Annotated in this window: 19 protein-coding genes; 9 read left to right on the forward strand and 10 right to left on the reverse strand. The window is 66.5% G+C overall.

Annotated elements, in window-relative coordinates:
* The first annotated feature begins 12 nt into the window (after nucleotides 1–12).
* The gene (locus tag AC07U1_RS07690; RefSeq protein WP_056345261.1) at nucleotides 13–201 is read left to right on the forward strand and encodes a hypothetical protein; all 189 of its coding nucleotides are present in this window, start codon (nucleotides 13–15) and stop codon (nucleotides 199–201) included.
* Nucleotides 198–1,190 (forward strand): isopenicillin N synthase family dioxygenase, encoded by a 993-nt coding sequence (locus AC07U1_RS07695; protein ID WP_495176925.1) that lies wholly within the window; start codon nucleotides 198–200, stop codon nucleotides 1,188–1,190. The genes AC07U1_RS07690 and AC07U1_RS07695 overlap by 4 nt, the downstream gene beginning before the upstream one ends.
* Here the strand turns inward: AC07U1_RS07695 and AC07U1_RS07700 are convergent.
* From AC07U1_RS07700 to AC07U1_RS07725, 6 genes are all read right to left on the reverse strand, one after another.
* Nucleotides 1,187–2,677: a TadA family conjugal transfer-associated ATPase gene (locus AC07U1_RS07700; protein ID WP_056345267.1), complete on the reverse strand. Its 1,491-nt coding sequence runs from the start codon at nucleotides 2,675–2,677 to the stop codon at nucleotides 1,187–1,189. The two genes, AC07U1_RS07695 and AC07U1_RS07700, sit on opposite strands and share 4 nt — an antisense overlap.
* A gap of 196 nt (nucleotides 2,678–2,873) precedes the next feature.
* Nucleotides 2,874–3,134 (reverse strand): ATP synthase F1 subunit epsilon, encoded by a 261-nt coding sequence (locus AC07U1_RS07705; protein ID WP_056345270.1) that lies wholly within the window; start codon nucleotides 3,132–3,134, stop codon nucleotides 2,874–2,876.
* A gap of 46 nt (nucleotides 3,135–3,180) precedes the next feature.
* Nucleotides 3,181–4,716 (reverse strand): F0F1 ATP synthase subunit beta, encoded by a 1,536-nt coding sequence (gene atpD / locus AC07U1_RS07710; protein WP_495176924.1) that lies wholly within the window; start codon nucleotides 4,714–4,716, stop codon nucleotides 3,181–3,183.
* A gap of 24 nt (nucleotides 4,717–4,740) precedes the next feature.
* The gene (locus AC07U1_RS07715; protein WP_495176923.1) at nucleotides 4,741–5,616 is read right to left on the reverse strand and encodes a F0F1 ATP synthase subunit gamma; all 876 of its coding nucleotides are present in this window, start codon (nucleotides 5,614–5,616) and stop codon (nucleotides 4,741–4,743) included.
* A gap of 52 nt (nucleotides 5,617–5,668) precedes the next feature.
* The gene (gene atpA / locus AC07U1_RS07720) at nucleotides 5,669–7,198 is read right to left on the reverse strand and encodes a F0F1 ATP synthase subunit alpha (protein WP_056345276.1); all 1,530 of its coding nucleotides are present in this window, start codon (nucleotides 7,196–7,198) and stop codon (nucleotides 5,669–5,671) included.
* A gap of 3 nt (nucleotides 7,199–7,201) precedes the next feature.
* On the reverse strand, nucleotides 7,202–7,768 hold the full coding sequence (locus AC07U1_RS07725; RefSeq protein ID WP_495176922.1) for a F0F1 ATP synthase subunit delta: 567 nt from the start codon (nucleotides 7,766–7,768) through the stop codon (nucleotides 7,202–7,204).
* 260 nt (nucleotides 7,769–8,028) lie between these two features.
* On the opposite strand from AC07U1_RS07725, the gene AC07U1_RS07730 reads away from it, so the two are divergent.
* From AC07U1_RS07730 to AC07U1_RS07745, 4 genes are read left to right on the forward strand one after another with little or no spacing between them, the layout of a single operon-like run.
* Complete coding sequence (locus AC07U1_RS07730) at nucleotides 8,029–8,706, forward strand: dienelactone hydrolase family protein (RefSeq protein ID WP_495176921.1); 678 nt, start codon at nucleotides 8,029–8,031, stop codon at nucleotides 8,704–8,706.
* Nucleotides 8,703–9,245: a P-loop nucleotide/nucleoside kinase family protein gene (locus tag AC07U1_RS07735; RefSeq protein WP_495176920.1), complete on the forward strand. Its 543-nt coding sequence runs from the start codon at nucleotides 8,703–8,705 to the stop codon at nucleotides 9,243–9,245. Before AC07U1_RS07730 ends, AC07U1_RS07735 begins: the two co-directional genes overlap by 4 nt.
* Nucleotides 9,242–10,030 (forward strand): alpha/beta hydrolase, encoded by a 789-nt coding sequence (locus AC07U1_RS07740; protein WP_495176919.1) that lies wholly within the window; start codon nucleotides 9,242–9,244, stop codon nucleotides 10,028–10,030. The genes AC07U1_RS07735 and AC07U1_RS07740 overlap by 4 nt, the downstream gene beginning before the upstream one ends.
* Nucleotides 10,031–10,089: 59 nt before the next feature.
* Nucleotides 10,090–10,641, forward strand: a complete 552-nt coding sequence (locus AC07U1_RS07745; RefSeq protein WP_156377601.1) for a hypothetical protein — start codon at nucleotides 10,090–10,092, stop codon at nucleotides 10,639–10,641.
* Here AC07U1_RS07745 and AC07U1_RS07750 read toward each other — a convergent pair.
* Nucleotides 10,625–12,163: a S1C family serine protease gene (locus tag AC07U1_RS07750; protein ID WP_495176918.1), complete on the reverse strand. Its 1,539-nt coding sequence runs from the start codon at nucleotides 12,161–12,163 to the stop codon at nucleotides 10,625–10,627. The two genes, AC07U1_RS07745 and AC07U1_RS07750, sit on opposite strands and share 17 nt — an antisense overlap.
* Nucleotides 12,164–12,204: 41 nt before the next feature.
* Complete coding sequence (locus AC07U1_RS07755; RefSeq protein ID WP_492737453.1) at nucleotides 12,205–13,026, reverse strand: DUF2306 domain-containing protein; 822 nt, start codon at nucleotides 13,024–13,026, stop codon at nucleotides 12,205–12,207.
* 355 nt (nucleotides 13,027–13,381) lie between these two features.
* Between AC07U1_RS07755 and AC07U1_RS07760 the strand changes: the two genes are divergently transcribed.
* Genes AC07U1_RS07760 through AC07U1_RS07770 form a run of 3 tightly spaced genes read left to right on the forward strand, consistent with a single transcriptional unit; the run spans nucleotide 13,382 to nucleotide 15,641 of the window.
* A complete protein-coding gene (locus AC07U1_RS07760; RefSeq protein ID WP_492737451.1) occupies nucleotides 13,382–13,846 on the forward strand; it encodes a DUF1203 domain-containing protein in 465 nt (154 codons plus the stop codon).
* Between the two features lie 2 nt (nucleotides 13,847–13,848).
* Nucleotides 13,849–14,883, forward strand: a complete 1,035-nt coding sequence (ada, locus tag AC07U1_RS07765) for a bifunctional DNA-binding transcriptional regulator/O6-methylguanine-DNA methyltransferase Ada (RefSeq protein WP_495176917.1) — start codon at nucleotides 13,849–13,851, stop codon at nucleotides 14,881–14,883.
* A complete protein-coding gene (locus tag AC07U1_RS07770) occupies nucleotides 14,883–15,641 on the forward strand; it encodes an isocitrate lyase/PEP mutase family protein (RefSeq protein ID WP_495176916.1) in 759 nt (252 codons plus the stop codon). The genes ada and AC07U1_RS07770 overlap by 1 nt, the downstream gene beginning before the upstream one ends.
* Here AC07U1_RS07770 and AC07U1_RS07775 read toward each other — a convergent pair.
* Nucleotides 15,635–17,194, reverse strand: a complete 1,560-nt coding sequence (locus AC07U1_RS07775) for a hypothetical protein (protein ID WP_495176915.1) — start codon at nucleotides 17,192–17,194, stop codon at nucleotides 15,635–15,637. The two genes, AC07U1_RS07770 and AC07U1_RS07775, sit on opposite strands and share 7 nt — an antisense overlap.
* A 73-nt stretch (nucleotides 17,195–17,267) precedes the next feature.
* A complete protein-coding gene (locus tag AC07U1_RS07780) occupies nucleotides 17,268–19,436 on the reverse strand; it encodes a primosomal protein N' (protein ID WP_495176914.1) in 2,169 nt (722 codons plus the stop codon).
* Nucleotides 19,437–19,541 lie beyond the last annotated feature (105 nt).

Raw genomic sequence — 19,541 nt, forward strand, 5'->3', positions numbered from 1 at the left:
GGAAGGCGTCAGATGCAAGTGTCCATGCTGTCGGTGAGCATCGGCGCGGCGCTGCTGTTCGGCGTCGCCGAATTCGCGGGGTGGCGGCGCAACAACCGCCGCGACGTCGACAAGGTCGGCTTCATGCCCTGGCGCGGCATCGCGCTCGTATCGGCGTGCGTCGCGCTGTTCGCCTTTGCCTTCTGGCTGATCCAGCGATGACCGCGCTGCCCGCGATCGACATCGCCCCGCTGCTCGCGATGGACGATGCCGCCGCGGTCGAACGCACCGCCGCCGCGATCGGCGCGGCGAGCGCCGACTATGGTTTTTTCTATGCCGAGGGCCATGGCATCTCCGATGCGCTGTTCGACCGGCTGGAGGCCGTAAGCCACCGTTTTTTCGCGCTGTCCGAGGCTGAGAAGGCCGAAATCGCGATGGCGCATGGCGGCACCGCATGGCGCGGCTGGTTCCCGCTCGGCGGCGAACTGACCTCGGGACGGCCCGACCGCAAGGAGGGACTGTATCTGGGCGAGGAACTCGGCGAAGGCGATCCGCGCGTTGCGGCTGGCTGGCCGCTGCACGGCGCCAATCTGTGGCCGACACGCCTACCCGAATTGCGCCCTGCGGTGGAAGAGTATCTGGCGGCATCGGTCGCCGCGGCCGAGGCGCTGATGCGCGGCATGGCGCTCGCGCTGGGGCTTTCCGCCGATCATTTCGCAAACGAACTGACGCGCCGACCGACCTTGCTCTTCCGTATCTTTCACTATCCGCCGGGCGGCGAAGCTGACGCTCTGGGCGTCGGCGAACATAGCGATTACGGCTTGCTGACCCTGCTCGGGCAGGACGCGCATGGTGGACTGGAGGTGCGCGCGGCGGACGGGGCGTGGATCGCAGTGCCGCCGCGCGGCCATGCCCTTGTCGTTAATATCGGCGATATGTTCGAACGGCTGACGCGTGGGCGCTTTCGGTCCGCGCCGCATCGGGTGATAAACGCATCGGGGCGGGAACGGCTGTCGTGGCCGCTTTTCTACGACCCCGATTTCGCAGCTTCGGTCGACCCGCTGCCGGTTCCCGCGACAACGCGGCTGTTGCCGCGCTGGGACGGCGCCGATGTCCATGCGGCGGGCGGCAGCTATGGCGACTATCTGATCGGCAAGGTCGGCAAGGTGTTTCCCGCACTCGCCGGGAAACAGCTCCGCGAACTGCCCTAGAGGCAGGCTTCCAGATAGGGCTGGTCGAAGCCATACTGGCGCGCCTTTTCCAGCGTGTAGGGGCGCAGGCCCATCGCGCGATATTCGCCGATGATCTTGCCGTCCTTGTCCTCGTCGAGATATTCGAACTTGAACAATTCCTGGGTGACGATGACGTCGCCTTCCATGCCGATCACCTCGGTGACGTTGGTGACGCGGCGCGACCCGTCGCGCAGGCGCTTGATCTGGATCACCATGTCGACCGAATCGGCGATCTGCTTGGAAATCGCTTCCTTCGGAATCTTCACGTCGCCCATCAGCACCATGTTCTCCATACGGCCCAGGCACTCGCGCGGGCTGTTGCTGTGCAGCGTACACATCGACCCGTCGTGACCGGTGTTCATCGCGGCGAGAAGGTCGAAACATTCGGCGCCGCGGACCTCACCCATGATGATGCGGTCGGGGCGCATACGCAGCGCGTTCTTGACGAGGTCGCCCATATGGATCGCGCCATTGCCCTCGAGGTTGGCGGGACGCGTTTCGAGCGGCAGCCAATGCGGCTGTTGCAGGCGAAGTTCTGCGGCATCCTCGATGGTCAGCACGCGCTCGCCGGGGTCGATCATCTTGGACAAGGCGTTGAGCATCGTCGTCTTGCCCGAACCCGTGCCGCCCGAGATGACGATGTTGAAGCGGCTGGCGCCGGCGATCTTCAGCGCGGTGCACATCTTCTGGCTCATCGCGCCCCACTGGCACAGCATGTCGAGCGTGATTGGCTTGGCCGAGAATTTACGAATCGAGATCGCGGTGCCGCGCAGACTGAGCGGGGGGACGATCACGTTGACGCGGCTGCCGTCCTTCAGGCGGGCGTCGGCGAGCGGCGTGGTCTGGTCGACGCGGCGGCCGACCATGTTGCAGATGCGCTGCGCGATCTGGAACAGATGCTGTTCGTCGCGAAACTGGATCGGGGCGATCATCAGTTGCCCCTTTTTTTCGATGTAGGTCTGGTACGGGCCGTTGACCATGATGTCCGAAATGTCGGGGTCGGACAGCAATTCCTCGAGCGGCCCGAAACCGAGCAATTCGTCGACGAGAACCTTTTCAAGCGCGAACTGTTCGCGGCGGTTGAGCGTGATCCGCAGTTCGGCGAGCACCTCGAGGATGATCGGACGGAATTCCTCGGTCAGCTCGTCCTTCGACAACGTCGCCGCGGCCTCGGGATCGACGCGTTCGAGCAGGCGCGGCAGCACCTGTTCCTTGATCTTGTGGACGCTCGCTTCGAAACCCTGCGCCTTTTCCGGCTCCATCGCCTCGGCGCTCGATCGCTGGTTCAGCCGGTCCATCGCCTCCATTTCGGGGCTGAGCGAAGACGGGGCCGATTCGGGCAGGGGAACGGCGTCGAGCGCGGGAAACTGGCCGCCGCCCGAGGAACCGGGCCCGCCCTGCATCGGCTTCGCCACGCCAAAGGCGGGGCGTCCTGCGGTACCGGGTCGGCGTCCGAATGCACTCATTGCTCTGTCCTGCTTCCGAATCATGTCCATGCGGTGTGTCGCGGCCGAAGCGTGCGAACCCCCAATCGACACGGTGAATAGATCGGAAACTTTGACATTCTCCTAATGCCGGGAAGGCATGGGCTACCCCTGACGCAACGACGCCCGCATCCGGGGGGATGCGGGCGTCGATCATTCCGAAAATGTCTGCGGCGGGTCAGCCGGCGGTGACGTGCTCGGCGAGGACGGTCAGCCCGGCTTCATTGACCTCGGCAAAGCCGCCTTCGACCTCGATCGTCTCGGGCGCAGCGCCCTGTGTCGTGTAGATGGTCAGCGGGCCGTTGCGCAGCGTCGCCATGAAGGGGGCATGGCCTTCGAGCACCGAAAAGTCGCCTTCGCTGCCCGGTACGGTGACCATATAGACATCGGCGGTCCGCTCGAGGCGGGCGGGGGTTACGAGTTCGAACTTCAGAGCCATTTTACTTCCTTAGACCCCTCCCGCTTGGGGGAGGGGCATAGGTTCCTTACGCGTCTTCGGCGAGCTTCGCGGCCTTGGCGACCGCTTCGTCGATGCCGCCGACCATGTAGAAGGCTGCTTCGGGCAGATGGTCATATTCGCCATCGACCACCGCCTTGAACGACTTCACCGTGTCTTCGATCGCCACGAACTTGCCGGGGATGTTGGTGAAGACTTCGGCGACGTGGAACGGCTGCGACAGGAAGCGCTGGATCTTGCGCGCGCGTGCGACGACCAGCTTATCTTCTTCCGAAAGCTCGTCCATGCCGAGAATCGCGATGATGTCCTGAAGCGACTTGTACTTCTGCAGCGTTTCCTGAACGCGGCGAGCGGTTTCGTAATGCTCCTGGCCGACGATCGCGGCGGTCAGCACGCGGCTGGTCGAATCGAGCGGATCGACCGCCGGATAGATGCCGAGTTCCGAAATCGCGCGATTGAGCGTCGTCGTCGCGTCCAAGTGAGCGAACGAGGTTGCCGGGGCAGGGTCGGTCAAGTCATCCGCGGGAACGTAGATGGCCTGCACCGAGGTGATCGAGCCCTTGTTGGTCGAGGTGATGCGTTCCTGCAGCGCGCCCATGTCGGTCGACAGCGTCGGCTGATAACCCACGGCCGACGGAATACGGCCGAGCAGCGCCGACACTTCCGAACCCGCCTGGGTAAAGCGGAAGATGTTGTCGACGAAGAACAGCACGTCTTGGCCTTCCTGGTCGCGGAAATATTCGGCGATCGTCAGGCCCGAGAGCGCGACGCGCGCGCGGGCGCCCGGGGGTTCGTTCATCTGGCCGAACACCAGCGCAACCTTCGATCCTTCGGGGGTCGGGTTGCCGTCGGCGTCCTTGGCGATAACGCCGGCGTCGAGGAATTCGTGGTACAGATCGTTGCCTTCGCGCGTGCGTTCACCGACGCCCGCGAACACCGACGTACCACCATGGCCCTTGGCGATGTTGTTGATCAGTTCCTGGATGAGCACGGTCTTGCCGACGCCCGCGCCGCCGAACAGGCCGATCTTGCCGCCCTTTGCATAAGGCGCGATCAGGTCGATGACCTTGATGCCGGTGACGAGGATGCTGCTTTCGGTCGACTGGTCGACGAACTCCGGAGCCTTGGCGTGGATCGGCGCGCGGCTCGCGGCGTTGACCGGACCGCGTTCGTCGATCGGCTCGCCAATGACGTTGAGGATGCGGCCGAGCGTCTGCGGGCCGACGGGAACGGTGATCTGCGCGCCGGTGTCGGTCACGGGCTGGCCGCGGGTCAGGCCGTCGGTTGCGTCCATCGCGATGGTGCGGACGGTGTTTTCGCCGAGGTGCTGCGCGACTTCGAGGACGAGGCGGTTGCCGTTGTTCTCGGTTTCGAGCGCGTTCAGAATCGCGGGCAGGGTGCCGGTGAACTGGACGTCGACGACGGCGCCGATGACCTGGGCGATGCGGCCCGTCGCGGTTCCGGTGCTCGCGGCCTTGGGAGCGGCCGCCTTCTTCGGCGCAGCAGCCTTGGGCGCGGCGGCCTTTTTGGCGGGAGCCTTCTTTTCAGCGGGTGCGGTAGCCATGGTCTTCTTCCTTGGGTTGATCGATTAGAGCGCTTCGGCGCCCGCGATGATTTCAATAAGTTCGGTGGTGATCGCCGCCTGACGCGTGCGGTTGTAGATGATCGTCAGCTTGTTGATCAGGTCGCCCGCGTTGCGCGTCGCATTGTCCATCGCGGTCATCGACGCGCCCTGTTCGGACGCAGCGTTTTCAAGCAGACCCTTGAAGATCTGGATCGTGATGTTGCGCGGCAGCAGGTCGGCGAGGATCGCTTCCTCGTCGGGCTCATATTCGACCGCCGCGCCGCTCGATGCCGGAACGTCGACCGGGGCGGGAACGGGGATCAGCTGCTGGCCGGTCGCTTCCTGAAGCAGGGCCGAGCGGAACTTCGAATAGAAGACATGCGCGACATCGAACGCGCCGGCTTCATAAAGTTCCATCACCTTCGCCGAAATCTCGTGCGCCTGATCGAAGCCGATGTCGCGGATGCCGGTGGTTTCGTAATTCTCGATGACCTGGCCGGGGAACAGGCGGTTAAGCACCGGACGGCCCTTGCGGCCGATCAGGTAGAAGAAGACCTTCTTGCCCTGTGCCTGCAGGTCTAGTGCCTTGTCGCGCGCCGCCTTGACGATGTTCGAGTTGAACGCGCCGGCGAGGCCGCGGTCGCTGTTGAGCACGACGAGCAGGTGGGTGTCGCTCTTGCCCGTGCCGGAGAGAAGTTTGGGCGCGCTGTCCGACACGCCAACCTTCGACGCCAGGCTGGCGACGACGCCTTCGAGGCGCGTCGCATAGGGACGCGCGGCTTCGGCGGCCGCCTGCGCCTTGCGCAGCTTGGCCGCCGCGACCATTTTCTTGGCCTTGGTGATCTTCTGGGTCGATTTGACCGAGTTGATCCGCCCTTTGAGTTCTTTCAGGTTTGCCATGAAGGCCCCTATATTTCGTCACCCCGGCCAAAGCCGGGAGGACGGAAACCTTTTAAGCGAAAATCTTGGCGAACGCTTCGAGCGCGGCAACCAGACCCTTCTTGGCGTCGTCGCCAAGGTCCTTGGTGTCGCGGATCGTCTTGAGCACGCCGGCATGGTCGCTGCGCAGATAGGCGATCATCGCCGCTTCGTAACGCGAGACGTCGGTGGTCGCGACGTTGTCGAGATAGCCGTTGGTGCCGGCGAAGATCGACGCGGTCTGCTCTTCGAACGGCATCGGCTGGAACTGCGGCTGCTTCAAAAGCTGCGTCAGGCGCGCGCCGCGGTTGAGCAGCTTCTGCGTCGACGCGTCGAGGTCAGACCCGAACTGCGCGAAGGCTTCCATTTCGCGATATTGCGCCAGCTCGAGCTTGATCGAGCCCGACACCTTCTTCATCGCCTTGGTCTGCGCGGCCGAGCCGACGCGGCTCACCGACAGGCCGACGTTGATCGCCGGGCGGATACCGGCGTTGAACAGGTTGGTTTCGAGGAAGATCTGGCCGTCGGTGATCGAAATCACGTTGGTCGGGATGTACGCCGAAACGTCGCCCGCCTGCGTTTCGATGATCGGCAGCGCGGTGAGCGAGCCCGAACCATTGTCGGCGTTCATCTTTGCAGAACGCTCGAGCAGGCGGCTGTGCAGGTAGAAGACGTCGCCGGGGTAAGCTTCGCGGCCCGGCGGACGGCGCAGCAGCAGCGACATCTGACGGTAAGCGACGGCCTGCTTCGACAGATCGTCATACACGATCACGGCATGCATGCCGTTGTCGCGGAAATATTCGCCCATCGTGCAGCCGGTGTACGGCGCGAGGAACTGCAGCGGAGCGGGTTCCGAGGCGGTCGCGGCGACGACGATCGAATATTCCATCGCGCCATTTTCTTCGAGCTGGCGGACGATCTGCGCGACGGTCGAGCGCTTCTGGCCGATCGCGACATAGATGCAATAGAGCTTCTTGCTCTCGTCATCGCCCGCGTTGGCTTCCTTCTGGTTGATGAAGGTATCGATCGCGACGGCGGTCTTGCCGGTCTGACGGTCGCCGATGATCAGTTCGCGCTGGCCGCGGCCGACGGGGACGAGGGCGTCGAGCGCCTTGAGGCCGGTCTGCACGGGTTCGTGAACCGAGGTGCGCGGGATGATGCCCGGCGCCTTGACTTCGACGCGCATGCGCTTCTCGGCCTTGATCGGGCCCTTGCCGTCGATCGGGTTGCCGAGGCCATCGACGACGCGGCCGAGCAGGCCCTTGCCGACGGGAACGTCGACGATCGTGCCGGTGCGCTTGACGGTGTCGCCTTCCTTGATCTCGGCGTCCGAGCCGAAGATCACGATGCCGACGTTGTCGGCTTCGAGGTTGAGCGCCATGCCCTGCACGCCGTTGGCGAATTCGACCATTTCACCGGCCTGGACGTTGTCGAGGCCGTGGACGCGGGCGATGCCGTCGCCGACCGACAGAACCTGACCGATTTCGCTGACCGTGGCATCGGTGCCGAAATTGGCGATCTGGTCCTTGATGACCTTGCTGATTTCAGCGGCGCGGATTTCCATTGTTTAGCCTTTCATCGCCTGTGCGAAGCTATTGAGACGGGTACGGATGCTGCCGTCGATCAGCTGGCTGCCCAGCTGGACGACGAGGCCGCCAAGGATGGCGGGATCGACGGTCGTGACGACGGCGACATCGCGGCCGACACGGGTTTTGAGGTTCGCGGTCAGCTCTTTGAGCTGACCGGCGGAAAGCGGATGCGCGCTGGTGACCTTGGCGGTCACTTCGCCGCGATGGTCGGCGACGATCGCGTCATAGGCGTCGATCATCTTGGGCAGATCGGCGAGACGGCGATTGTCGGCGAGCACGCCGAGGAATTTTGTCGTCAGCGAATCGAGCTTCATCGCCTTGGCCACCGCCGATATCGCATTGGCGGCATCGGTGCGGCCGACGACCGGGCTGGCGATCAGGTCCGACAGGTCGGCCGATTCGGCAAGGCCCGCGCGCAGCGTCGCGAGGCTGCCCGCGACCGCGTCGATCGCGTTCGATTCGCGGGCCAGATCGAACAAAGCGACCGCATAACGGCCCGCGAGGCCCGCCGTGATGTTGCCCTGAATGCCGCCGGAATTCTCCACGCGTGAAAGTCCTTTGTTGCTATCCCGTGGGGGGATGGGTCGCGCGGCTTTTGGCGGATATTCGAAGAATACCCCCGCAGCGAAGTCGCGGCGCGCCTAGCAACGATTTTGCTGCAATGCAAGGCGGGGGTTGGACTCATTGCGACCCTCTCGCCGCCCCTCCGGTCGCAAGCTTGTCGAAGAGCCGATCTTTCTTCAAAAGCACCGCCAACAGAGCAGGCTTGTGACAAGCGCGGCACGAACGGAAGAGGAGTGAGTCCATGGGCGAGATGATCCGGATGACGATGGACGATGGCGCCAAGATCGCAGTCTATCACGCCTCGCCCGAAGGCGAGCGGCGCGGCGGGCTGGTCCTCATCCAGGAAATCTTCGGGGTCACCGACCATATCCGCGAACTGTGCGACGAATATGCCGCCGACGGGTATGAGGTGCTGGCGCCCGCAATCTTCGACCGCGAGCATCCGGGGTTCGAGAGCGACTATTCGGGCGCGCAGTTCGAACGCGCGGTGCAGTTGGCACGCGAACTCCACCCCTTCGAACAAAGCCTGAAGGATGCGCAAACCTGCATCGATGGGCTGAAGGGAAAAGGACCGGTCTTCATCACCGGCTATTGCTACGGCGGCTCGGTCGCCTGGCGGATGGCGCAGATCAGCCCCGACCTCGCCGCCGCATCGGCCTATTACGGCAGCCTCGTCCCGACCCAGTTCGCCGACCAGGCGCCCGCTTGCGCCACCATCGCCCATTTCGGCCGCTTCGACGCGGGCATTCCGATGGAAGGGGTCGAGGCGCTGATCGCGAAGGACCATCCGACCGCGCAGATCTTCGTCTATGACGCCAACCACGGCTTCAACAGCGACCGCCGCAAGGATTATCACGAGCCGAGCAGCGAGCAGGCGCGCGAACGCACGCTGATGCTGTTCAAGGCGTGCGGGGGGTGAGGCTCGTCTTCCTCCACGGCCCCGCGGCGAGCGGCAAGCTGACCGTGGCGCGTGAACTTGCCGCGCTGACCGGACTGCCGCTGTTCCACAACCACCTCGTCGTCGATGCGCTGCTCGCGGTGTTTCCGTTCGGCAGCCCCGGATTCGTCGAACTGCGCGAGCGGATGTGGCTCGACGTCTTCGCCGCGGCTGCGGCCGAGGATCGCTCGCTGATCTTCACCTTCCACCCCGAGGCGAGCGTCGCGCCTGATTTGCCGCAGCGGGCGGTCGCGCTGGTCGAGGCCGCGGGCGGGCAGGTCGATTTCGTCGCGCTCGACTGCGCGCTCGAGGTGATCGCGGCGCGCGTCGAGGCGCCGGCGCGGCAGGCGTGCGGCAAATTGTCGTCGCTGGCGCTGCTGCGCGAACTCGAGGCGGCGGGTGCGTTCGATTATCCGCCGCTGCCCGCGCCCGCGATCGTGATCGACACCGGCGTGGTCGCACCGGGCGAGGCTGCGGCGCGAATCCGCACCGCGCTGGCGCTGGACAGCGCGTCGGGGTGAAGCTCGCGATCAACCTGCTGCTCTTTTTTCTCGTCTTCGCGCTCGCGGCGACGGCGATCCTTTATACGCAGCAGCGTCGGCTGCTCTTTCCCGCGCCCGCCCACTATCCACAGGCGGCGCCTGCGGGCTTTCGCCTCGTCCACACGCGAACCGACGATGGCCTGCGCCTGTCGGCTTTTTATCGTCCCGCCGCGCCGGGGCAGCGCACGATCCTCTTTTTCCACGGCAATGGCGACAATCTGTCCGGCGCGATTCAGGCGATGCGCGGGCCGGCGACGAAGGGGGCGGGACTGCTGCTCGCTGAATATCGCGGCTATGGCGGCAATCCGGGGTCGCCGGGCGAGGATGGGCTGTATCGCGACGGCGAGGCGGCGATGCGCTGGCTCGTCGATGCGGGCGTGGCGCCGCGCGACATCGTCGTCGTCGGCAATTCGATCGGGTCGGGGCCGGCGACCGAGATGGCGCTGCGCCACGATGTCGCGGCGCTGATGCTCGTATCGGGATTTTCGGACCTGCCCGCCGTGGTGCGCAGCCAGTTCGCCTTCATCCCCGGCTGGCTGGTGCGCGACCGCTTCGACAATGCCGCGAAGCTGCCGCGCGTGAAGGCGCCGGTCTTTCTGATGCACGGCGACGCCGACACTTTGGTCAAGCCCGACAACCTTGCCCGGCTGCGCGCGGCGCGGCCCGATGCGACCGTCGCGCTCGTTGCCGGCGCGGGGCACGAGCTTGCCTATGGCGCACCGGCCCAGGCGATCCTGACCGGCTGGGTCGATACGCTGCGCTGACCCGCGGCTAACCCGATCGTTACCAGTTCGCGCGATGATCGCCCTTTCGGGAGGTGACGATGGCGTTCGCTTTTGCCTTGATGCTGCTCGCGGGTGCCGATTTCGGGCTCGATCCGGCGTGGAAGCCGGTTGCCGATCCGCTCGCCCCGGCGCGCGCCGGAAAGATTCAGTGCCACGATCCCGATCCGGCCGCGCGGACCTGCCGCTTGATGACTTGGTTCGACACGCGCGCCGACGGTGGCGTCGCGGTGCGGCAACTGACCGCGCTCGCCAATGCGCCGACGCTCGCGGCCGAGGCGCGCTTCCGGCTGACCCGCGAGGGCGATGCGCTCTGCGGCGTGGTCGACGACGCTTATATGGCGGGCTTCCGCATCGTTAGCAGCCGGGCGCCGCATGCGCCGGTGAACGACAAACGGCTCATCCTCCTGTATCGCGATGCGCTCGTCGCGACCCTGTGGAAGCGCAAGACCTGCGCTTATGAATATGCTCGCGCCGACGACCCGATGCAGCAGGAGGTCGGCACCGTCGATGGCGAGTTCGCTGGCGAGTTGATGAGCCAATATCTGTGGATCGACCCCGGCGCTGGCTGGCGGCTCAAGGCGCCGGGTTGACCACTGCGCCCTTCGCCAGCTTCTGGCACGAATAGACCAGTCGCTCGTTCGGGCTCGCGGGCAGCACCGAACGGATCGCATCCTGCTGCGTGGCGAGCGCCGCGAGCTGGTCGGGCGCGACGCTGCAGCCCTTGATCTCGACCCCCGCACGCACCTCGCGGGCCTTCGCCATCGTCTCGGCATCAAGAAAATAGCGGTCGACGCGATAGTCGGTCCCGGCGCCGTCGATCGACGCGATCGTTACCGTCGGCTCCTCATTGGGGACCAGGATGCGCTGCCAGCGGCCGTCGCTGCCCTGCGCATATTGGGTGCGGCCGTTGACGCAGCCCGAGGTGCCGATCGCGACGGGAACGTCGGGGGTTTCGGACATGGTGATGCGGCTGCGGTCGGGGCGGATCGTGCAGAGTAGATTGCCCTCGGCGAGCGCGGCGGGGGCAGCCGCGCCGTCGGCCGCCTTCGGATCGGACGGCAGCTCGCCATGCGCGTCGGGGCGCGTCGCGAACAGGATCGCGGCGGCGAGCACCAGCACCCCGCCCGCAGCGCCGGCCATCTTGGCGTTGCGGACATTCTTCTGGCCGTGGAACATCAGCGCCGCCCCCGCCGACAGCGCGCCGATCACGAACAGCACGCCGGCGAGCGCCATGCGATTCTCGCGCGATGCCTGGGCCTCCTCGTCGGCGCGCGTTTCGCGCAGCTGGCGGTCGAGCGCTGCCGCCTCGTCCTTCGCCGCATTCGCCTCGGCCTTGGCGCGCGCGTCGGCATCGAGCGCGGCGCGGTCGCGCGCATCGGCCTCGGCGAGCGACAGGCACGGGGTGCCGATGCTGCCGAAGCTCTGGCTCGCGTCGGTCAGGAATCGCGTCAGTTCGCGGTTGGCGATCGCGAAGGAAAAAGGCGAATCGCCGTCGTCGGCGCGCGTCATTGCATTGTTGATGCCGACGATGCGGCCGCACTGGTCGAGCAGCGGCCCGCCCGAATTGCCGCGCGCGATCTTGGCGGTGTGGACGAGCATCGCGACCCCGTCGACGCCCTGGGTGTTCGACAGATTGCCCTCGCTGCGCACCGGGGTGCGCGGGGTGATATAATCGCCGGCGCCCTGCGCCGTCGCCGCGTCGACATTGCCCGGATATCCCAAGGCAACCACATCGGCGCCCGATTCGAACGGTCCCGAATAGATGGCGGCGGCGGGGACGCGCCCCTCGGTGATCTCGATCAGCGCGAGGTCGCGCTTGGTGTCGATCGCGATCAGCTTCGCCGCATAGCTTTTTTGTCCTTCCGACGGGACGACGCCCAGGGCGACATTATCGGGGTAGCGCGCCGCCGATTCGACGACATGCGCGTTGGTGACGATGCGGGTGGGAGAGATGGCGATGCCGCTGCCATGGCCGAAGCCGACGACCTCGCCGTCGACCATCGCGACGGTGACGACGCGCACGACGCTCCGCGACGTGGCGCTGATGTCGTCGGCGCGCGCGGGCAGGGTGAGGGACAGAAGGGCGAGCAGCAGCGCAAAGAGGCGGGTCATGCCGCGCAACCTAATCGGGTGGGGCGGGAAGGCAAGCGGGGCTAGATATATGGCCCCCACATCACCATCCACGCGCCGGCGCTGCCGGCAAGGATGATGACGCCGCTCACGGTCAGCAGCGCGGCAACGCCCTTTTTCGCGGCCATTGTCCCATGCGCCCCGGCACGCAGATAGAGTTCGGCGACGGCGAGCGGCAGCAGCGAATTGGCGAAGGCGAGGAAGATGTCGAACGGGCCGTCCATCGCCTTGCCGATCCCCGCGCCGCCGGTCGCGATGCCCCACACCATATAGCCGACACGCATGAACCACACCGCGCTCGCGACGACGAACAGCCGGATCGCCCAGCGCCGATGGTCGACGAAGCGGCGGGCGCGGGCGCTGCGCCATGCCATCGCGGCAAAGCCGAGGATGAGCAGCGCGTCGAGCGTGATGCCGATGCCGCCGGTCAGCGTCAGCCAGGTGCCGCGCCCCCATGTCATCCACAGCCCGCCGAGCGCGAGCGTCAGCGCGCTCACCAGATAGAGGCGCCCGTTCCAGCGATGAAGGACCGGCCAGCGGCTGCGGATCGCGGGCACCAGCTGGACCAGCCCGCCAAAGGTGATCAGCGCCGCCATCAGCACATGGACCGCGAAGAAGAGGTTGCCCGCGGTGTCGCCCGCGACGAACCCCATGATCAGCGGCTTGCTGTTCCAGGCCGCGAAATCGCCGGACAGCGTCGCCGGATAATAGAAGAGCAGGATGAAGGCAACGAACAGCATCTGTCCCGCCGCGATCGTCAGGTAGCAGAAGGTCGCGGCGCGGCCGAGCCAGTCGGCGCCGCGCGCCGGTTTGGTGGATGCGAAGGATGCGTCGATGGTCGCCATGCTGCAGACTCCCCTGTTTCGGCAGGGAGAGTGGTGGATCGATGTCAGTGTGTCAATGCTATAATACAGCAATACGGTCCATGGGCGAAAATGGTGGGTTTTGTTGGAAAGGCGATGTTCGCCTGTTCCACAACCGTCACCCCCGGCTTGACCCGGGGCCTGCCTGATCTTGAAGAAAAGGCGGGTCCCGGGTCAAGTCCGGGATGACGGAGGAGGGGGCAACGGCGGCAGAAATCCGCCCCAAAACTACCCCCTCCACTCATCCGACGCCCGCTGCGATGTTTGAACGCAAGCATCGGGACGCAGGCTTCGCGGCACGCGGGCATAGGGGTTTCAACGCAGTGAAAGGACCCCCATGACCTATCAGATCACCGGGCTCAGCCCCGATCCCTTCGTGCCCTATTTCGCGATGGACGATGCCGAACTGGCGGTGCACGGCGCCCGCCGCGTCACCGCGGGCGCCGACCGCGGCTTCCCGTGCCGCATCAGCCTGCAGGATGCGCGCGCTGGCGAGGGGCTGATCCTGCTCCACCATGTCAGCCACGATGTCGCGACGCCGTACCGCAGCGCTTATGCCATCTATGTGCGGCCCGGCGTCGAAGCGGCGACTTACGTCGATACCACGCCGCCGGTATTCGAAGGCCGTCCGCTTGCGCTCCGCGCCTTCGACGCTGGCGGCATGCTGCAGGACGCGCGGCTCGCGGGACCGGGCGAGGCCGACGCGGCGATCCGCGACCTGTTGGCGGGCGATGCCATCGCCTATATCGACGCGCATAATGCCGCGCACGGCTGCTTCGCCGCGCGGATCGAGAGGAACTGACCATGGCCTTCTCCACCATGACCGATGACGAGCGCTGGGACGCGGTGCAGGCGCGCGACAAGGCCTATGACGGCCGCTTCATCACCGGGGTGCTCACCACCGGCATCTATTGCCGCCCGAGCTGCGCCGCGCGCCATCCCCTGCGCCAGAACGTCCGCTTCTTCGCCGATGGCGCCGCGGCGAGGGCGACCGGCCTGCGCCCGTGCAAGCGTTGCCTGCCCGACGACGTCGCGCGTGACGAGGGTGCGGTGATCAAGGCGATCGCCGCGATCAAGGGCAGCGAGGAGCCGCTCGCACTCGCCGATCTCGCCGCGCGCACCGGCTATTCGCCGACCCATTTCCAGCGCGTCTTCACCCGCCACACCGGCCTGTCGCCCGCCGCTTACGCGCGCGCGCTGCGCGAGGAACGCGCGCGGCAGGCGCTCAGCGAGGGCGCCCGGGTGACCGACGCGATCTACGATGCGGGCTTTTCGGGGCCGTCGCGTTTCTATGACAATATGGAGGGACGCATGGGCATGACGGCGTCGGCTTGGGTCAACGGCGGCAAGGGCGCGACGATCCACTGGGCGGTGGTGCCGACCAGCCTCGGCGAGATGCTCGTCGCGGCGACGACAAAAGGCGTGTGCCGGCTGAGTTTCGCCGAGGGGCGCGAGGCGCTCGAGAAACGCTTCCCCGCCGCCGAGCTGATCGAAGGCGGCAGTGATTTCGCCGCGCTCCTGAAAGAGGTCGTCGACGCGGTCGAGGCGCCGGTGAACGGCTTCGATCATATCCCGATCGACGTGAAGGGCACCGCGTTCCAGGAAGCGGTGTGGCGCGAGCTCAGGACGATTCCGGCGGGCGAGACGCGCAGCTATGCCGACATCGCCGCCGCGGTCGGCAAGCCGAAGGCGGTGCGCGCGGCGGGCAGCGCCAATGGTGCGAACAATGTCGCGGTGCTCATTCCATGCCACCGTGTGCTACGCAGCGACGGAACGCTCGGCGGCTATGCCTATGGCCTGCCGATCAAGGAAGAATTGCTCAAGCGGGAGAGTTTCTGATGTCCGACAAAGTGGCTGAATTTCGCGCGCTCCATGTCCCCGGCGATCCGCTGATCCTCGTCAACATCTGGGACGCGGGGAGCGCGAAGGCGGTCGCCGCGGCGGGCGCCAAGGCGATCGCGACGGGCAGTTACGGCGTCGCGGGGGCGCAGGGCCGCGCCGATGGCGAGGATTTCCCGCTCGAAGATGTGTTCGAAAATCTGGCGCGCATCCTGTCGGTCACCGACCTGCCGGTCACGATCGACATGGAATCGGGTTATGGCGCCGACCCGGCGGCAGTCGGCGTCTCGGTCGCTCGCGCGCGCGAAGCCGGCGCGGCGGGGATCAACATGGAGGACCGGTTGCCCGGCGAGACCGCATTGCTGCCGATCGCGGAGGCCGCCGCGCGCTACCGCGCGGCCGCCGACACCGGCATTTTCGTCAACGCGCGCTGCGACACCTTTCGCGGCGCCGATGTCGCGCAGGATGGCGACACACTCGTCGCCGCGACGCTCGAACGCGCGCGCGCTTATGCCGATGCCGGCGCGGGATCGCTGTTCGTGCCCTTCCTGCTCGATCCGAAATGCATCGGCGCGATCTGCGACGCTTCGCCGCTGCCGGTGAACATCCTGCGCGGCAAGGGCGGCCCGACGCACAAGGACCTCGCCGGCCTCGGCGTCGCGCGGATCAGCCATGGGCACCAGCCATGGGCGGCGGCGATGGCGTGGCTCACCGCGCAGGCGCAGCAGGTATTGGGCGGCGCCGAACCCGATTATTGACGGGGCTGGTCCGTCGCTTCGGGCGGCGCTGCCTCCTCGGCCGCCGCGCCGGATCCACCGTTGCGGCGATCACGCATCGCTTCGAGCTGGTTCAGTAAGTCCTCGCCGCCGCCGCCGTGTGGGTCGAAGGCGACCGACTTTGCCAGCTTGATGGCCGGTTCGAAATCGCCCTTGTTGGCGAGAGAAAAGGCATATTCCATGCGCAGCTGGATATCCTCGGGCGCCAGCGAAAAGGCCTGCGCAAGCCCCTGGATGGCGATGTCGGGCGGCATTACGCCCTGATCGACGAAGCTTCGGAAATAGGCGTAGAGCGGTACCGGGTCGTCGGGATTGGTGCGATTGGCATGCGCGATCGGCTTGCGCACCTCGCGCCAGGCGGCGGCTGTGAAATCATTCTTCTTGTCCATGTCGAGCGCCAGCAGCCGGCCGAGCAGGACATTGGCGCGGACATGATCGGCGTCGAGCGCCAGCGCCTTGTCGGTCGCCGCCCGCACGGCGGCCAGATCGCGCTCTTCCTCGTCGATCTCCCATTCGGCCATCGCCAGCTCGAACCAGGCATTGGCATGGCCGGGGTGCAGTGCGGTCAGCCCCCGCAACTGGTCGCGCACCCTGGCAAGGCGTTCCTTGTCGCGGCTCGCGCTCATCCGTTCGAGCCGCAGATCGATCAGCGCATCTTCGGCCGCCACCAGCGGCGTGATCGCGATATTGCCGGGGATAGCGATCGGTTCGAGCGAGGTGCGATAGGTGAGCGGGCGCAGGGTGTAGCGATTGAGATCCTTGTCGAGCTGCGCGAGATCGCCGAACGCCCCGACCGCCGCCTTCTTCGCCTCCTCGCCGCGATTGATCGCCTCGATATATTTGGTGAGCTGCCCGGCGCGCGAGGCGTCGTTGTAGAGCATGTGCGTCAGGATCCACGAGCGTCCGTAATAGACGTCGACCTGGCCCGAATTGCGCATCGCGCCGGGCTGGACGAACAGCAGTTTCTCGGCCGGTATCTTCGGCATTTCGAGCAGGCCATAGGCGCGGCCATAGGCTGGCCGGCCGATTTCGGCCTTGCCCTCGCGGTTGAAATCGACGGTCGAATAATATTCGGCGAAGCCCTCGATGAACCATGCGGGGAAGGCCGCATGGACATAGCGTTTCATGAAATGATGGCCATATTCGTGAAACAGGGTCTGCTGCGATTGCGGGGTGCCCAGGCCGCCGCCCAGATCCTCGCGATGCGACACGGCAAAGCTGCCTTCGGGGTCGGGGCTGTAAAAACCGGCGATCGACGAACCGCGCTTGCCCGACATCAGTCGCCCGGCATCCTCGGCACGGGGCAGGAGGTAGATGGTCAGCCGGTTCGGCTCCTTGCCCCCCGGCACCTTGAAGCGAAAGCGCAGCGTCGCATCGAAGCGTTGCAGATTCTCCGCGAAATCGCGCAGCGACCGCTCATTGCCCTCGCTGTAGATGATGAAATTGTCGGTGTCGGCGCGCAGCCATTTGGCCTGTGCGCCCGTCGCCGCCAGCGCCGCGATCAGCGCCAGCGCCGCCATTGCCCCCTTATGCATGTCTCATCCCCCGGCACACCCCTCTGCCCGGCCATGCTGCCAAGCAGGCGGCGGGCTGTAAAGCCCTGGCCCGTCAAACGAAACTATAGGGGTCGATGTCGATCGCCAGCCGCGCCTTCGACGGCCAGTCGATCTGGCCGACCCACTCGCGGATCGTGCCTTGCAGGTCGAAGCTGCGCGGCGCGTGGAGCAACAGGCGGAAACGGTGGCGGCCGCGCAGCATCGCGAGCGGGGCGGGGGCGGGGCCATAGACGGCAAGACCCTCGGCGACCGGGGCTTTCTGCCCCAGCCGCTGCGCGACGCCGCGCGCGACTTCGATATCCTCCGACGAAATCACCAGCGCGGCGAAGCGGCCATAGGGCGGGGCGCCGGCATGCTTTCGCGCCGCGGCCTCGGCGGCATAGAAACCGTCGCGGTCGTTCGCGACCAGCGCCGCCATCACCGGCGCGTCGGGCACACGCGTCTGGATCAGCACTTCGCCGGGCTTCACGCCGCGCCCGGCGCGCCCCGCGACCTGCGCGATCTGCTGGAAGGTGCGTTCGGACGCGCGCAAATCGCCGCCGTCGAGGCCGAGGTCGGCGTCGACCACCCCGACGAGGGTGAGGTTCGGGAAATGATAGCCCTTGGTGACGAGCTGGGTGCCGATGATGATATCGACCAGCCCGCCCTCGACATTGTCGACGAATTCGGCGGCTTTGGCGGGCGACCAGAGCGTATCGCTGGTGACGATCGCGACGCGTGCCTCGGGGAAACGCAGGCGCACCTCGTCAGCGACGCGTTCGACGCCGGGGCCGCAGGCGACGAGACTGTCCTCGTCCTCACATTCGGGGCACAGCCGTGGTGGCGGCATGACATGGCCGCAATGATGGCAGGCGAGCCGGTGGACCAGCCGGTGCTCGACCATCCACGCGGTGCAGTTCGGGCACTGGATACGGTGGCCGCAGGTACGGCAGAGCGTCAACGGTGCGAAACCGCGGCGGTTCAAAAAGAGCAGGCTCTGCTCGCCCTTGTGCAGCCGGTCGGCGAGCGCGTCGACGAGCGGCGGCGCGAGCCAGGTGCCGCGGTCGGGCGGGTCCTGCCGCATGTCGATCGCCGCGAGATCGGGCAAAGTGGCGCCGCCGAAGCGCGCGGGCAGCTGGATATGGCGGTAGCGCCCCGCCTCGACCATCGCGAGGCTTTCGAGCGCGGGGGTCGCACTCGCGAGGACCACCGGCAGCCCTTCGAAATGCCCGCGCATCACCGCGACATCGCGCGCGTGATAATGGACGCCGTCTTCCTGCTTGAAGCTTGTTTCATGCGCTTCGTCGACGACGATCACGCCGAGCCGTGCATAGGGCAGGAACAGTGCCGAGCGCGCGCCGATGACGATGCGCGCGTCACCGTTCGCGATGGCATGCCAGGCGCGGCGGCGCTCGGCCGAGCGGAGGCCTGAATGCCACCCAACCGGCTCGCAGCCGAAGCGCGCCGCAAAGCGCGTCAACATCGGCTCGGTCAGCGCGATTTCGGGGAGTAGCACCAGCGCCTGCTTGCCCGCGTCGATCGCGGCGGCGATCGCCTCCATATAGACTTCGGTCTTGCCCGACCCGGTGACCCCGTCGAGCAGCAGGGTCTCGAATTTTTCGGCTGCCACCGCCGCGATCAGCCGCGCCGCCGCCGCGGTCTGTTCGTCCGATAGGTCGGGCGGCGCGAAGGCCGGATCGGGAGCGGGATAAGGCGCGTCGGCCGAAACCGCGACCGCCTCGAGCGCGCCGGTGTTCACCAGCCCGCGCACCACCGCCTCGCTGACCTCGGCAAGCGCAGCGAGTTCGCGCACCGTTCCTTGTGAGCGTCCGATCATGTCGAGCGCGACCGTCCGCTGCGGCGTCATCCGCTTGGGCAGCTCACCCGTCGCGCGATATTCGATGATCGGGCGCCGTGCATCGGCGAAGGCGACCCCGGGCAGCACCATGCGCAGCACCGACCCCGGCGGCGCGAGGTAATAGTCGCTCGTCCATTCGACGAGACGGCGGAGCGGCGCCTGGATTGGCGGCACCGGCACGACCTCGAACAGGTTACGCAACCGGTTGTCGCCGACGGCTTCCGGCGATCCGAAACTTTGGTCTTCCCACATCACCCCGCCGAGCTTGCGTGGTCCGAGCGGCGCGACGACGACGCTGCCGAGTTCGGCCTCCATGCCATAGGGCACCCGGTAGTCGAGCGGGCCGAGGGCGGCGGTAAGCAGGAGGACGCGGGCGCGGGTCATGGGACTGGGCAGGATATAGGGCGGCGGGTAAAATAGGAAAGCGGCGCGTCGAGAACCGTCGCCCCCGCGAAGGCGGGGGCCGCTATCGGCCTTGCGCAACATTTC

This window comes from Sphingopyxis sp. GW821-FHT02C12, from assembly GCF_059421785.1.

Coding starts and splice junctions, on each gene's coding strand:
- AC07U1_RS07690 (WP_056345261.1), top strand. CDS start 13: ATGCAAGTGTCCATGCTGTCGGTGAGCATCGGCGCGGCGCTGCTGTTC.
- AC07U1_RS07695 (WP_495176925.1), top strand. CDS start 198: ATGACCGCGCTGCCCGCGATCGACATCGCCCCGCTGCTCGCGATGGAC.
- AC07U1_RS07700 (WP_056345267.1), bottom strand. CDS start 2,677: ATGAGTGCATTCGGACGCCGACCCGGTACCGCAGGACGCCCCGCCTTT.
- AC07U1_RS07705 (WP_056345270.1), bottom strand. CDS start 3,134: ATGGCTCTGAAGTTCGAACTCGTAACCCCCGCCCGCCTCGAGCGGACC.
- atpD (WP_495176924.1), bottom strand. CDS start 4,716: ATGGCTACCGCACCCGCTGAAAAGAAGGCTCCCGCCAAAAAGGCCGCC.
- AC07U1_RS07715 (WP_495176923.1), bottom strand. CDS start 5,616: ATGGCAAACCTGAAAGAACTCAAAGGGCGGATCAACTCGGTCAAATCG.
- atpA (WP_056345276.1), bottom strand. CDS start 7,198: ATGGAAATCCGCGCCGCTGAAATCAGCAAGGTCATCAAGGACCAGATC.
- AC07U1_RS07730 (WP_495176921.1), top strand. CDS start 8,029: ATGGGCGAGATGATCCGGATGACGATGGACGATGGCGCCAAGATCGCA.
- AC07U1_RS07745 (WP_156377601.1), top strand. CDS start 10,090: ATGGCGTTCGCTTTTGCCTTGATGCTGCTCGCGGGTGCCGATTTCGGG.
- AC07U1_RS07750 (WP_495176918.1), bottom strand. CDS start 12,163: ATGACCCGCCTCTTTGCGCTGCTGCTCGCCCTTCTGTCCCTCACCCTG.
- AC07U1_RS07755 (WP_492737453.1), bottom strand. CDS start 13,026: ATGGCGACCATCGACGCATCCTTCGCATCCACCAAACCGGCGCGCGGC.
- AC07U1_RS07760 (WP_492737451.1), top strand. CDS start 13,382: ATGACCTATCAGATCACCGGGCTCAGCCCCGATCCCTTCGTGCCCTAT.
- ada (WP_495176917.1), top strand. CDS start 13,849: ATGGCCTTCTCCACCATGACCGATGACGAGCGCTGGGACGCGGTGCAG.
- AC07U1_RS07770 (WP_495176916.1), top strand. CDS start 14,883: ATGTCCGACAAAGTGGCTGAATTTCGCGCGCTCCATGTCCCCGGCGAT.
- AC07U1_RS07775 (WP_495176915.1), bottom strand. CDS start 17,194: ATGCATAAGGGGGCAATGGCGGCGCTGGCGCTGATCGCGGCGCTGGCG.
- AC07U1_RS07780 (WP_495176914.1), bottom strand. CDS start 19,436: ATGACCCGCGCCCGCGTCCTCCTGCTTACCGCCGCCCTCGGCCCGCTC.